The 14,186-nt window shown below is 48.3% G+C and carries 12 protein-coding genes and 1 tRNA gene; 3 read left to right on the top strand and 10 right to left on the bottom strand.

Features of this window, described 5'->3' with window-relative positions:
• Nucleotides 1–32: 32 nt before the first annotated feature.
• A tRNA-Gly gene (locus ACI2NF_RS00390) sits at nucleotides 33–107 on the bottom strand.
• Between the two features lie 108 nt (nucleotides 108–215).
• On the opposite strand from ACI2NF_RS00390, the gene ACI2NF_RS00385 reads away from it, so the two are divergent.
• On the top strand, nucleotides 216–3,917 hold the full coding sequence (locus tag ACI2NF_RS00385; protein ID WP_400210924.1) for a tetratricopeptide repeat protein: 3,702 nt from the start codon (nucleotides 216–218) through the stop codon (nucleotides 3,915–3,917).
• Here the strand turns inward: ACI2NF_RS00385 and truD are convergent.
• The 6 genes from truD to ACI2NF_RS00355 form a co-directional block, all read right to left on the bottom strand.
• The gene (gene truD, locus ACI2NF_RS00380) at nucleotides 3,897–5,201 is read right to left on the bottom strand and encodes a tRNA pseudouridine(13) synthase TruD (RefSeq protein WP_400210923.1); all 1,305 of its coding nucleotides are present in this window, start codon (nucleotides 5,199–5,201) and stop codon (nucleotides 3,897–3,899) included. The two genes, ACI2NF_RS00385 and truD, sit on opposite strands and share 21 nt — an antisense overlap.
• A gap of 4 nt (nucleotides 5,202–5,205) precedes the next feature.
• Nucleotides 5,206–5,460 carry an RpoL/Rpb11 RNA polymerase subunit family protein gene (locus ACI2NF_RS00375; RefSeq protein ID WP_400210922.1) on the bottom strand — a complete coding sequence of 85 codons (255 nt, stop codon included), beginning with the start codon at nucleotides 5,458–5,460 and terminating at the stop codon, nucleotides 5,206–5,208.
• Nucleotides 5,461–5,581: 121 nt separating this feature from the next.
• Entirely contained in the window at nucleotides 5,582–7,348 is a 1,767-nt protein-coding gene (locus ACI2NF_RS00370; RefSeq protein ID WP_400202040.1) for an ATP-dependent DNA ligase, read from the bottom strand.
• Nucleotides 7,349–7,380: 32 nt separating this feature from the next.
• Nucleotides 7,381–8,928 carry a helicase-related protein gene (locus ACI2NF_RS00365; RefSeq protein ID WP_400210921.1) on the bottom strand — a complete coding sequence of 516 codons (1,548 nt, stop codon included), beginning with the start codon at nucleotides 8,926–8,928 and terminating at the stop codon, nucleotides 7,381–7,383.
• Nucleotides 8,929–9,031: 103 nt separating this feature from the next.
• A complete protein-coding gene (locus ACI2NF_RS00360; RefSeq protein ID WP_177971050.1) occupies nucleotides 9,032–9,355 on the bottom strand; it encodes a HesB/IscA family protein in 324 nt (107 codons plus the stop codon).
• A 42-nt stretch (nucleotides 9,356–9,397) separates the two neighbouring features.
• Nucleotides 9,398–9,766 carry a carboxymuconolactone decarboxylase family protein gene (locus ACI2NF_RS00355; protein ID WP_400148230.1) on the bottom strand — a complete coding sequence of 123 codons (369 nt, stop codon included), beginning with the start codon at nucleotides 9,764–9,766 and terminating at the stop codon, nucleotides 9,398–9,400.
• A gap of 142 nt (nucleotides 9,767–9,908) precedes the next feature.
• On the opposite strand from ACI2NF_RS00355, the gene ACI2NF_RS00350 reads away from it, so the two are divergent.
• Nucleotides 9,909–10,601, top strand: coding sequence for a hypothetical protein (locus ACI2NF_RS00350; RefSeq protein WP_177971046.1), 693 nt, complete (start codon nucleotides 9,909–9,911; stop codon nucleotides 10,599–10,601).
• Between the two features lie 281 nt (nucleotides 10,602–10,882).
• Here the strand turns inward: ACI2NF_RS00350 and dph5 are convergent, their stop codons facing one another.
• Both dph5 and ACI2NF_RS00340 read right to left on the bottom strand, forming a co-directional pair.
• Entirely contained in the window at nucleotides 10,883–11,680 is a 798-nt protein-coding gene (dph5, locus tag ACI2NF_RS00345) for a diphthine synthase (protein ID WP_400210920.1), read from the bottom strand.
• A 43-nt stretch (nucleotides 11,681–11,723) separates the two neighbouring features.
• Nucleotides 11,724–12,500 (bottom strand): sirohydrochlorin chelatase, encoded by a 777-nt coding sequence (locus tag ACI2NF_RS00340; protein ID WP_400210919.1) that lies wholly within the window; start codon nucleotides 12,498–12,500, stop codon nucleotides 11,724–11,726.
• A 118-nt stretch (nucleotides 12,501–12,618) separates the two neighbouring features.
• On the opposite strand from ACI2NF_RS00340, the gene ACI2NF_RS00335 reads away from it, so the two are divergent.
• The gene (locus ACI2NF_RS00335) at nucleotides 12,619–13,614 is read left to right on the top strand and encodes a class I SAM-dependent methyltransferase (RefSeq protein WP_400151919.1); all 996 of its coding nucleotides are present in this window, start codon (nucleotides 12,619–12,621) and stop codon (nucleotides 13,612–13,614) included.
• Between the two features lie 32 nt (nucleotides 13,615–13,646).
• On the opposite strand, the gene dcd is transcribed toward ACI2NF_RS00335, so the two are convergent.
• Entirely contained in the window at nucleotides 13,647–14,138 is a 492-nt protein-coding gene (gene dcd / locus ACI2NF_RS00330; RefSeq protein ID WP_400148225.1) for a dCTP deaminase, read from the bottom strand.
• Nucleotides 14,139–14,186 lie beyond the last annotated feature (48 nt).

Raw genomic sequence — 14,186 nt, 5'->3', positions numbered from 1 at the left:
GGCACTTAATTGAGTAATGGTGTAATAAGAGATGGTGCATCCGCCGGGAATCGAACCCGGGCAACAAGCTTGGAAGGCTTGAATCCTAGCCCCTAGATCACAGATGCAGTAATTCGGATAATCAAGAAGCTGTATTTAATCATAGTGTTCCTCCAATCGGCCTGGAATCGATTCTATGGTAATTTCATTATATCATTGACGGATATAGGAGAGTCATGGGCGTACCTGTATTCTCCGACAATGCTGACATAAAGTCATGGAGGGAACTCTCGATGATCGAGAAAGGCCCTCTTAGGAAGAATACGTTCCGCAGTAAAGAGAGGTTCGAACGCATACTGAGCGAGTTTGGCGATTCGAACGAGATGAACCCATGGATCGCATCGAAGGTCTTGGACCTCATAATGAGGTTACCGATCGACAACAAGTCAAGGGAGATACAGAAGGTTGTCAGAAGATGCAGGGCATCGGACAGTATCCCGAAGATAAAGGCGGTCTCCTTTTTGATGGAGTTGTCAGAATTCGATATAGCTGCATCCGTAATGGACGGGATGTCCGTCAGGAACAACATATCCCAATGGGAGTATTGGCGCGGATTGATATGCAAGGAGACAGGCGATCTCCAGTCTGCGATATTGCATTTCATCAGATCGTATGATGCGAACAGCACATTCATGCCTGTATTGTCCGAATTGGAATCCTTGACTATGGATGATACATGGACATACAGGAAGGATATAGAATCCATCTTCATGGGGAATGATGTGGTATCCACATCCGAGGTCCTCGGTTGTCCTATGGAGAATCTCCGCGAGATATACCGTGAATCTATCCTTTCAGGATACGAACAGGCAATATCATCATTGAAGGGTACGATAGGTTACGCATCCGGTGATATCGATCATATCCTTGCCATGGCAAGATTCCTTCACAGAAGGTGTGAATATCAGGCATCCATCGACGAATATCTCAAGATCAAGGATGGGCACCTCAGCATATCTTTGGAATTGGTATCGGTATACATCGATGCAGGGATGTTCCGCAATGCGATAGAGTTGTGCAAGGAATTGGAATCCATAGGTCCCGGAGACCGTAGGCTCATAGAATCATTCATCCGTATATACGCCAAGGAAGAGGACAGGGCGGATATGACCTACTACATGGAGATGTATCGCTGCGAGGATTATGCGGACAGTGACGGATATGTGATGATGATCCGTCTCATGATGCCGCTTTCCATGTACACGAGCGTGAATCAGCTGATACGCCTCATGGAGGTATCAGGTGTGGATGAGACCATAACATCCGTACTCTCGTCCGAGAACGATTATGCCGCCAACATGTACACACAAGCATTGGCGTCCATATCGAAGGCATTGAAGAAGGATCCAAGGAATCTTGACTACAAGATACAGAAGATGAGGGCCCTGGCGGCTATGAACGATCCGAAGGTGATGGCCGATGTCAATGACATCCTCAGGAACGATCCCCACAACATACAGGCATTGAACGTGAAGAAGGAGATCCTCCTGAAGAATAAGGATTACGAATCAGCATTGAAGGTCTGCGACGAGATGCGTGAGATATATCCTGACGATGCGAACATCGTCAGTGACATAGCGACGATATACGGCGACATGGGGCGCACGGAGGAATCCATCAGGGCCTACCGCGAATCACTCGGCATGAGGACGGATCCGTCGTTGTTCATGAGCGTCATCAAGAGATTGGTATCTGACGGTAAGTACGAGGAAGCGGTCTCGATCATCGGGGAGTATGACGATAGCTACGGGATGATACCTGGTTCGTGGATACTCAGGGGCAATTCCGAATACGCGCTCAGAAGGTATTCTGATGCAGTGGAATCATACGACAGGGCGTTGGAATTGGATCATGACGATCACAGGGTGTGGCATTCCAGGGGTATGGCCGCAGAGGCCATCAGGGATTATGAGAAGGCCGAATCGTCGTATGACAGAGCGATATTGTTGGATCTGGACAATGAGGAGTATTGGATATCGAAATCCATCGTTCAGGAGAAGAACGGTGATTATTCCGGAGCCATAAGGTCATTGAACAGGGTGATAGACGAGCATCCGGAGAATTCCTATGTTCTCATGAAGAAGGCATACATCCTCTCAAGATTGGATAAGAACAAGGAAGCCATGATATTCATAGAATTGGCTTTGAAGATAGAACCCAGTAACTTGGACATACTGCGGGCGAAACGTGACCTGTGCGTACGTGACAAGGACATCGATGCTGCTGATGAGGTATGTAGGAAGATGATACGCTACAAGCCGAATGACGATTCATTGAGGTTAGAGGAGGCAAGGATCCTCTGCGATAGCAGGAGATACACCAAGGCTCTGAACGCATTGGATGGTATGCACGATCCTAACACACTGGATGCATTGAAGGTCAGGCGCACGATACACATCGCCGAGGGTCCACAGAACGAATTGATACGCACATGCAACCTGATCCATGAGAAGGAACCGAACGACAGAGAGAATATGATGATCCTCGCCCGTGCATATGATGATGCGGGAAAGAAGAACGAAGCACTCAAGATATACGATCTGTTGAAGGAATCCAATCCAGAGGATAAGAGGGCAGCGATCGGAAGTGCGATGATGACGGAGGATCAGGAATCTGCATTGAAGGTCATCAACGATTCGTTGAAGGATGATCCCAACAACATCGATCTGCTGTTCGATGCGTCGGATATACTGTTGTCATCCGGTAGGTATCATGATGCTGAGGCATACATGAGCAGAGCGGTCGATGCTGAACCCGATTCTCCAGATCCCTATATCAGAAGGTCGAGACTTCAGATGAAATACGGCCTCTATAACGAAGCGATCTTGACGATGGAGGATGCGATGAGATCCGTCATAATGCAGGATCCCGAGATGTGGATATGCCTCGGGGATGCACAGATGGAGATCGGGAACAACGCCGATGCGCTGACGTCATACAACAACGCATTGGAGATGGATGATGCATACAAAGGCATCCATACGAAATGCGGACTCGCACAATTGGCGTTGGGGTTGATCAGTGAGGCTCAGAAGAGTTTTGAGACCGCATACGAGTTGAATGAACGCGATATCATGGCCATGTCACAACTTGCCATGATCCATATGGATGAAGGGAAGATGAACGTGGCGTTGCGGTACATCAAGGATTCATTGGCCGTAGATCAGTTCTTCGGACCAGCACTAGTTGCCGATGTGAAATATCACGTCATGAATTCTGACTTCGATAAAGCGAAGGAGATCGTGGATACAATAGGGATGCATGGTGGAGTGGATCCCAAGTATGTACAGACGATGAGGAGGATGTTGGTCATAGTTCCGGAGGAGAAGGAACCCGATGAGGATTCCGAATCTGTGGAGATAGAATCCTACGCTAGAGCGCTCATCCAAAAATCATACGAGAGCGAATCGGATGTAAGCGATCCTGCCGTCGCACTCGCAGCATCCATACCAAGTGACATGGTGGATAAGGTCCTTAGTTATCTGTCAGACATCGAACCATTCGGGGCCATCGTTCCAGGTACGCCTGATTTCGAGCGTATGGAGAAGCTATCCCACGATGCCATTGTGAAGGGCGAGATGGAGGACATAGGTGAGAAGACACTGATCCCGCTGTATTCTGCTGTGTTCGATTCCGGTGCAGAATCCGTTGATGAGGGTAAGAGGCTTATCTCATACATCTATGAGGTATTGACGATCAATATGGATCCTGCGGAATATGATAAGGGCATCTCCACGATAGTGTCGCATATGGTCAATGTAGGTTTGGAACAGAGCATCTACCTGATCATGGAAAGATATGATGTCGGGGTATTCGCCGCAAGGACCGCGTACATGCTCTATGAAAGAGAGCGCGATTCAGTAGTCGGTCATATCTGATTTGAGGATCTCACGCATCATGCAAGTAGCATAATTCCCTTTAGGGAGTGAGAATCTGACAGAGTACCCGTCATCCTCCATCTTAAAATCTAGATCTCTTACGGGACAGATGATCTCTCTCCTTGTGCCTTTGGAGGTGCAATGAGGTAGCCCGGGTACTACGAAATCCCTCTCAGTTATGCCTTCCTTCTCGATGAAGTTTCTTTCGATCTCACCCATCTCACCCTCAGCGAATGTGCTGTCGGTACCGTAGAGTGTTATCGTTACGAACGCCCTCCCTCTGGTGACCTGTCTTTTCACGAGATCGATGTTCTTTGAGGTTGTTATGATGGCATCATCATGCATCGCATTCCCATCAGCATCGATGGGTACGACGACATCTCCGAGTATAGGTTCGTTCAACGGGATGTTCCTTCTCATCCTTTCGCTCAACATCATGTTGAACATGTATGATTGATATGCATGCGTGAACATCATCTGCAGGTTTCCAGGCATCTCTGCTATGGCGCCGATATAATCCTCAGGCTGTCTTACGAGATGTTCAGCCATCGTCTTCTCGAAACCCATAGTCTTCGGCATATCCGGTATTATATCTTCGAAACTCTCGCCCGAACCGAATCTTCTGCGGATATTGTTGATCTCCTCGCCTTCGAATTCCGATTGTTGCGAGAGATATGTTATGACAGCACCCTTCAGATCGCCACGGACTATCCTCTCTCCAACGATATGTGTGATCGGTCTAACGGTCCCGAATCTCTGTACGCCGAAGTAATTGGGGAATCCTCCGACCGTTTTTATGATCTCTAGGTCCTTCTTTACCTTGGAAGGTATTTCTGAGAGGGGTATGGTGCAATTCCTAACTCTGATGTCGAATGAGTTACCAATCAAATCCCCGATCCTCACGCCGCGATTGGCGGTGTATACGTTCTGTATCGATACATCATCTAGTTGGATGAGGTCGATCTTCTCCTTCGGACATTCGAAGGACATGAGTTGTGTGGTTATCGCCCTCTTATCCTTCGTTCCTGCAAAACCGATCTTCTCTCTTGAGATGAACATCGTCCTTGCTAGAAGTCTTACGAGTCTGTTCGTTTCCCAATTCTTGGATGTGACGTCAGCTATCACGAAACGTCCTTCATCCTTCTGTGCAGGTCTGTTGGATATCTCTTTGACGATGAAATCCTCTGCAGAATTCTTTATGCTTCCTCCAGTACCATCGGTATCCGTGAGGTAGAATTGCATACCGATGTCAGCTTCAGCCGTGTGGCAGCAACGATACTGCATAGTATCAGGATTTGATGTCACTAAAATAAGCAGATATCTCGTCAGCCGCCTCTATGATAGCGGGTACAGGATCGCCCTCATACATCTCAACGTAGAGTTCGGGCATCTCAAGTTCAGGATGGGTCTCGATGAACCTTACGATCTTGACATCCTTGTTGTCATTGAGTTTCTCGATGATGGGCATCACAATGGTGGTGTCCGCATCTCTGATTCCAATCTTGATCGAATTCTCTGTCCTTTCAACGAGCTGAAGTTGCATGGGGTCACGTATATCGTTGATGTCTTAAATGTTTCGCGCGCGTAAGGACGGTGTCTGAGATATGGATCGGACCATACATTCCATTCACATGTACATCATCATGAACATACCCAGATACACATTATTCATCGATCCCTGTGGAGTCATGTGCCTGCATCTCGTACATCTCCATGATCTCTTGCACGGTGGTGCATTGTTCCGCATCTTTGTCGTCCCTTACGCGACCAGTGAACCTGGGGAATCTTATTCCGAGTCCTGAATCATCCTTGATCATCCCCATGCCGGCTGTGTGATTGGGACTTACGGTTATCTCTGCCGCTACCACTTCCAACACCACGTGCGGTTCGAACCACACGTCAGGAATCATCTTCGCATCGAGGGATGATGGTCTTTCGGACGTCTTGTATCCATCAAGGAGAGCAGGCATCCCGTCGAGGAAGGCATCATCGAAACCTGTTCCTAATTTACATACGGTCCCGAACCTTCCGATCTCCGGATCGTATGATGCCATCAAAAGGGCACCATACTTACCGGCACGTTTACCCATCCCGTAGAACGCTCCTACAACAGCAAGATCGAATGAGTCAGTGAGGTTCTCTTGGTAATCCTTCTTGTATTTGATCCAAAGGAATCCTCTCGATCCTGCACGATAGATGGAATCGTCTGAGATCGATTTGGCCATGACCCCTTCGCATCTCGCCGTTATCGCTTCTTCGAAGAATTCCTCTCCCTCATCCTCGGAATGAACAATTCTCATAGTGGACATCTGAACGTTATCGGAGATGTCGAACCATTCGGTCAATGCAGACCTTCTTTGAAGATAGGGGGTCGTGGTCATATCCTTCCCGTCGACATACAACATGTCGAACATGAATATCCTGACAGGCACCTCTTTCACAGCATCATCCATGCCGTGCTTCCTTCTCCTGTGCGTGACCTCTTGGAATGATTGCATATATCCCGTCTCAGCATCGACAGCTACGCATTCACCTTCGATTATGGCCTCGGTCCCTTTGAAATGTTCACGCAGGGCCTGCGCTATGTCCGGGAAGTTGGGCGTGAGGTCCTCCAACCTTCTGGAGTAGATCTTGACGGAATCCTTTCCGATATGCACTTGAGCTCTGATGCCGTCGTATTTGTACTCTATAGCACATTCTCCGCCCATCTTCGATACCACTTCGCCTATCGAAGGGAGGCGTTCTGCGAGCATGACCTTTATCGGATTGCCGATGGTGACCTGTATCCTCTGTATGCCGTCGATACCGCTTCTGCAGATGGTCTCTGCAACCAATCCTAGGTCGCATGTGACATTGAATGCTCTCTCAACGGATCCCCTGTCCTCCTTCGTTGCGAACGCTATCGACAAAGCATCCAAGATCGTCATTGTGGATGCACCGATCCTCATCCTTCCGGTGACTATCCTGCAGAGGTATCTTGCCTCCAATGGTCCGGAATCGTGGAGTAGATTGGCAAGATGTTTCATCTTCTTGTCCTGTGAATCCTTTCCTTCTGCGGTCTCGATGAGTGTCAAGCCTTTCACGACCCTGTCCAACGTCAAAGGTTCGGAGAACAATGTCATCTGTTTCTTCGTGCCTATTAGTTTCTCAGCTACGGCACCAGGATCTCCTTCCTTCACCCACATCTCCTCGACCTTGCTATCCTTGGTCCCTGATGTGAATGCTATCGCTCTCAATACGAGCTTATCCGCCATCCCTAGTTCAACACCATAGAAATCCGGATGCAGTTTACCTTGGGAGAGGTAGATTATCGATCTCAGATCATCGGGATTGCAATCCTTGAAGAAATCAGCCAATATCGCAGTCATCTCAAGACGTGCACTCGTCGATTCAAGTCTGTCGAACATCTTTGCGATATCAGTGAAGTCCATGCGATGGGTTAATGCACATGAGAATAAAAATATCAGTATTCGCCCAATCTGGTTTGTCTTCTCTGTCCAGAATGGGTGATGAGTCTAAGATCCATATTGAGTTTGTCCAGATTCTCCCTCATCATCTCCTCCTTCCTCTCGCTCGTACGTTCGTAGGCCTCGTCCCTGGTCCCTTTAGCTATCATGACGATGACCTCTCCTGTATTCTTCCTTCCTGTGCGTCCGCGTCTCTGTATAGTGCGTATCTCTGAAGGCACAGGTTCGTAGAAGATCACCATGTCTGTGCTAGCTATGTCCAAACCTTCCTCTCCAACGGATGTCGAGACCACGACATTGTACACTCCATTGCGGAAATCGTTCAGTAGGGATATCTGTTCCTTCTGTTTCAATCCGCCATTGGATTGCCCTATCAATTTGGTCACCTTGGCATTGGGTATGCGCGACAGTTTCTCCATCAGGATATCGCAGGTCTCACGGTATTGGCTGAACACCATCACCTTGTGTTCATCCGAGGAATTGATCTCCTGACTGACAAGACTCATGAGTCTGGAGATCTTCGGATGTTCGACCTTCGTATCCCTCAATATCCTCCAGAGTTCCTTGTATGAGGGTTGGTTGATGATATCCTTGGATGCTTTCGCACCTTTGGCGGTCGAAGCATCACTCTCGATCTTGAGCATGTAGTTCCTCAATGTCGTCATGCCCTGCGTCTCGGCAAGTCCTATGGCATGCATCAATTTGATCGCAGCGGATTGCGACACCAATCCGCGGAATATCATGGATGTCTTCTCGCCCCTTGCCAATCTCTTCTGGAGCGTATCCCCTACTACCAACAGATGTTTCGTGGATGCAGGCCAACCCGGGTCCATGAATTTGAGATTGACCAATTCGTTGAGATAGACGTTCAGCATCTTGTTCAATATCTTGATGACATTCAGCAGGTCATCAGGCATGTCCACTATCTCATTCCTGACGAACGTATCATGGACATATGGGGATACATCAGGATCATCATCCGATCTCATGACAGCATGCGTGATATCTAAATTCCTACAGACCTCGATCATCTTGTTCAGATCGGATCCTGGGGACGCTGTCATCCCAAGCGTCAATCCTGAGTGGTAGTACGATGCGATGTTCACATAGGAGTATCCTCCGACAGCACGATGTGCCTCATCGAATACGATCAATCCGAAATCCCTGAGGGAGTATCTCTCATTCTGAAGGTCGTTGTCCACTACTTGCGGCGTACATACGATGAGATTGTTCCCTTCGATGATCTTGGCCCTTTTCTCAGGCGCCATGAGACCATTCATCGTACCTATCTTGACATCATTCATGAATTGGGAGTATGTTGAGTAGTGTTGCTCCACAAGGGGTTTGGTGGGTGCAAGTATCAACACCTTCTTCCCCTTCTCAAGGATGTGGGCTGCAACGATCATAGCTATTATCGTCTTTCCCAAACCTGTCGGTATGATGACAAGCGTATTCTCTTTCAAACAGTCATTCGCAATGTTCCTCTGATATGTACGCTCCTCTATCATGTCTGGAGCGATATATCTGTGAGATAGGAATGACATATTTCTTTCAAAAGTAATATTGTATATAATACAACTGGGGGGTTGGCCGATTGTTGATATGACGGCCAGGGTGTGTCATGCGGACACACCCTAGGTTATGGATTTAGTGGCATCCGCCGCCACATGAGGCGCAACCCTTTGCGTTGGGGTCGCGTATCGTGAGTCCTGTGCCGAAGTTGGGGTCATCCACGAATTCGATCACACAGGGGTCGAGTGCCTCTTTCGTCTCTGCATCGCAGAAGAAATCGAAACCGTTCTGTTTGAGGATCTCCTCTCCCTCAGCCGCTTTCTCTTGGAATGACATACCGAACTGTGGACCTGAGCAGGCCATACCTGCGAGGTAGATCTTTATGCCGTATCCTGTCTTGTTGTTCTTTGCGAGAAGGTCTGTGATGAACTTCTCAGCATCGGCCGTTATCGTCACCATTTTATCACTGTTCCTTTATTTTTAGCGTTATATATAAAATAATCACTCATCCTCGAATAGTTCCTTGTATTTGCGGAAAGCTATCGATTCCGATCTCGTCATGGCCATCAAGGCACCTATCGTCATGGCCTCCAACATCTCTTCCTTGGTCGCCCCTGCATCCTTCGCATGTTCGCCCTGCACCTTTATGCAGTGCTCCCCTCCGACGGCCGATGCGGCAGCAACGGCACAGAGGTATGCAGTCTTCCTATCCATCTTGCGCCCTTCGCCTTCGAAGAGTGCTCTGGATAGATTGGATGAGGGGATGAACAGATCGGGTCTCTCCGACATGACCTCGCATACCAACGGGACGAATCCATACAACTCTTCCATCGATTTGAGGATCTTGTCCGCAATCTCTCTATCACTCATAGGTTCCCCGCACATATTCCATATATCGATGGTTTTTCTATTAAAGTTAACGGTGTTTAGTGTCGATTCTCAGCTCATATATTAATTGTAATCTGCGGTTTAAATCAATCCTGACGTGAAATCATGTTCTGGAGGCGAACAAATGAGTAGCCAATCAGAAAAGGAATTGAGGGAGGTCTTCGAGGAGGCCGGCAAGAGACACGGATACGGGATAACGAGGGCGCGTTACGTCGCACTGAGGGATTTCAAGGTCCGTTGGACAAGGGTAGCGAACAGGGATTGGGCGGATTTCGAGGTGTCAGATTACATCAAAGGAGCACATCCGGATCTGATCGCGAGCCTTGCGGAATCCATCTTCTCCAAGATGGAGAACAAGACCGTTCCGTACTCAGACGCACTTTCGAAATGGGCCTTGTCACATGATTTCATTGAGGAGAAACAGCCGATCTACATCTCCAGGTGCAGGAACCTTACGAGGACGACGGAAGGTAACAGCAAGAATCTGGACGAATCGTTCGACAGACTGATCGCTATGGGCCTTGTGGACGAGGAACCGAGACCGTACATGTCATGGACGATGAACGAGTTCATGAGGAAATGCGGTTATTCATCATCCCTGATGAATGTGATCGTCATATCATCGTATTTCGATGCGGATGAGATCCCAGATTCCCTGTTGGATTATGTCGTCTACGGAGAATGGCTTCGTCTGTCAGAGGGAAGGAAGTGCTTCGGGTACGAAATCGACAACGCGTACATCAGGGAGATGATGGACAGATTCCCCGGAGGAGAGACATCGAAAAGATTGCTCGAGAAGTTCAGGATGCACATCTGAAATAGCGTATGGGGGATGATTGTCCCCCTGCGCTAACACATCCTATCATCGTTACGCCGATGACGGCGACCTCCGGACACTGACTTACGCAGGGAGTATGTTTCGGATCCTACGTTGTCTCCCGGTCATTGCTACGATGTCACATCGCAAGCTCCCGCAAGTTCCCAAATCGGTATTAGGATCGCTGTATGCCTGACCGTACACATGGTGTTCATAGATCGCACCCCTTCGTCAGTCAGGTAATCGTTCATCATACTTCGCAGTATAAATAATGAAGGGCATCAATCGTCGGTGATTATCTCTTCCGGTGCTCCACCGAAGTAGACCAACGCATATTGTTCCATGAAGTGGAGGTTGCCTGGCAGTATCAGGGTGAATAACGGTTCTCCGAGATCCATCTCCAACAGATCCTTCACATATCCTGCTGTGATCTTCTCATTCGGTGATCCGACCTGGGAAGCGACGACCATGAGCGTGTCGTCCTTGATGAGCCCTCTCTGCCATTTCTTCTCGCCCTCGATAAGCCATTCGAGCGCCTGGTGGGCGGTCATGTATCTCATCTCATCCGCGTGTATGTCGAGGAGGATCATCGTATGGAGCCCCCTCTCCTTGTTCTCGCAGATATGATCATATGGTGACTGCGGTTGATATCCGTCATCCATGAATGGCAGTGTGACCGTCCTTCCGAACTTGTATGGTTGAAGACCAGTGGATGAGGGACATGCGGAGAATATCGATATGCCGTGGTAGATCTTGACAGGTATGCCGAGGTCCTTGGCTTGAATCCTGAGATCGACGTGTGTCGTGGCGGCCATGGTGTCGCCTGCTGTGATGAATCCGACACGCATCGCCATAGCATTATTGATCACATCCTCTCCTTCCTCGACCTGACCTCTGTAAAGGACCTTGATCTTCTTGCCCAAAGCCTTCTCAAGATCCTCGATGCTAGTTCCGATCAGGAACGATGTGTAGAATTCAGCATAGATCCTATCGCATGTTTTCAATGCTTCGAATGCTTTCACGGTCATACCGTCAGTACCGCTGAGACCGAGTCCAACAAAGATCAATTCGGATGTCATCGCATCGTCGATGCATACTGTAGTAAAAAAATGTATGTCGGCATCAGGACTTCGATATCGATTCTTCTATGATGCTTTCAAGGAGATCGCTGAACTCGTCATCGACACCGATCGCGCCTGTGATGTAGACGTCGATCTCATTGCCGAACAGGATGGATGTCCCGCATCTTGTATTCTCAGGCAATCCGAGATACCTAGGTATGTTGCGGTCCACATGAGATCCCGTGGAAATGATGAGCGGTACTGCGATGATCTTGTCAATACCGATGCCCATGAGGAATCTGGCGCAGTCGCCGATGGACGGTTCGTTGTGATCGAGGAATGCCGTGAACACATTCTTGTATCCTCTCTTCGTGAGTTCATCAACGTTCCTTTGGGCCATCTGTGCGCTGTATTTCATCTGAGAACCATGGGTTATGAGCATTATTCCCGTGTTGTTGTCGATATCGGTCACGGATCTGACGTGTTTCTCGATGATATTGACGATATCCGGACTCTCGCCAACAGGCCTGACGTAGTGTATGATCATCCCTTTGACGTTATAGTCCTTGTATCTGTCATCATCCAATCCGAGCTGTCTCGGGATGTAACTGAATGTCATCTCACCAGATGACATCATGAATGGTATGACGACGACCTCATCGACGCCATCCTCGGACATGAGTTTCATCGATGATCTGATCGTAGGTTCCTCTGCACCGATGAATGCGATATATGTGTTGAACCCTGATTTCCTGAGCTTATCAGCATTCGATATCAAAGCATCGTGGTTGTACGGCTTATCCGAGCCATATCCGATGAGCAGAACCCCTTTAGACATTGGAACCTACGGGCACTATCGTGGTACAATTATATATACATCTATGTTAAAATCAGGCCTGGCACAATGCCAGGGCCATGAAATATATTTATCTACTAGTCAGTATCATCGAGTAAATATGGTCAGATGTATCCGTGTTCCGAAGGTAGATGGCAATGCCGTCAGGATGAGATTGAAGGACCAAGGTGCATTGGACCATGATCACAGGATACGCAGTGATGGTAACGATCTGTTGATCCCTATCCTTGCGGATTCATTCGAGGATTATGCCGTCTGTGACGCTGAATTGGAGCATATAGACCATAAGATAACGGATTACAGACTCTATCTTCCAGAGGATGTCAGGGATATCCTTCCTAATTCATATGACAACATCGGCGATGTCCTGGTTGTAAAATTGGTCGATGAATTGCTGCCCTTGAAGCATGAGATCGGCGATGCATTGCTTAGAACATCATCCAATACCCGTTGTGTCCTCTTGGACGGTGGTGTGAAAGGGGAATTACGTGTCAGGGATCTGGAATTGATCGCCGGTGTCGGGCCTTCGGAGACGAAACATCGCGAGTCCGGAGTGGTGATGATGACAGATCCTGCGAAGGTCTATTACAATCCGAGATTGGCCACAGAAAGGGAACGTGTAGCCTCATTGGTCAAAGATGGAGAGACAATAATCGACATGTTCGCTGGTGTCGCTCCTTTCCCGTTGACGATCTGCAGACATGCACATCCTAAAGTCGTGTATGCGATAGATCTGAATCATGATGCGGTGGAATATGCTAAGATCAATGCAGGATTGAATCATTTCGATAACATCGTTCCATTGGAAGGGGATGCAAGAGAGGTCATCAAGGACCTTCCCGATGCTGACAGGGTGATAATGAACCTCCCTCAGATAGCACAGGATTTCTTACCGGATGCCCTATCCAAGACGAAGGTTGGCGGGACCGTCCATATGCACAAGATACTCGAACGTGCTGAGATAGAGAAGTTCTGCAAAGGTCTGATCGACGATATGGGAAAGAGAGGACTTCACTGCGAGATATCCGAATTGAAGGAACTGAAAACGTACTCTCCTTCAGCCAGCGTTTATGTGATAGATCTGAAAAGAAGATGATCGTCCCGCCCTTTACGACGGGACGATGGATATCATTGTTTCTTGATCGGATCCAATACGATCCCTGTGGAACCCTGATAGTGCCCGCTCCTCTTCTCATAACTCTTCGCACTCGGGGATGCCATCTGTTCGAAGACTATCTGACAGAATCTCTCGCCTATCGGATATTCTACATCATGGTCGTTCGTGTTGTAACAACCGAATGTGAGCGTTCCCTCATAACCTGCATCGATCTTACCGAACACGCCTATGAGACCTTTCCTCATCCAGGTGGTCCTCATCCATAACTGTCCGCAGATGTCATCAGGCATCCTGACCCTCTCGTTGGTGGATACGAATGCCATGGTCCTTCCAGGTATCCTCACGACACCCTCCTTATGGATCTCCTCGGAACCATTGATCTTTATCTCCGATATGGTGAGATCATATCCGTTCGGTGTGAGATTCTTCTCGATGAAGTTCGAGATGCCTATGTTGCCGGTCATTATGCTTTCGGTTATGTCCTTATCAGAGAGGATGGTCATGATTGAAGGAATGTCTATTTTGGATATAATCCTGAGTCCCGTAAGGCC

Origin of the sequence: Candidatus Methanarcanum hacksteinii (assembly GCF_964305265.1) — an archaeon.
Lineage (GTDB): Archaea > Thermoplasmatota > Thermoplasmata > Methanomassiliicoccales > Methanomethylophilaceae > Methanarcanum > Methanarcanum hacksteinii.
This window is presented reverse-complemented; position numbering and strand designations above follow the sequence as displayed.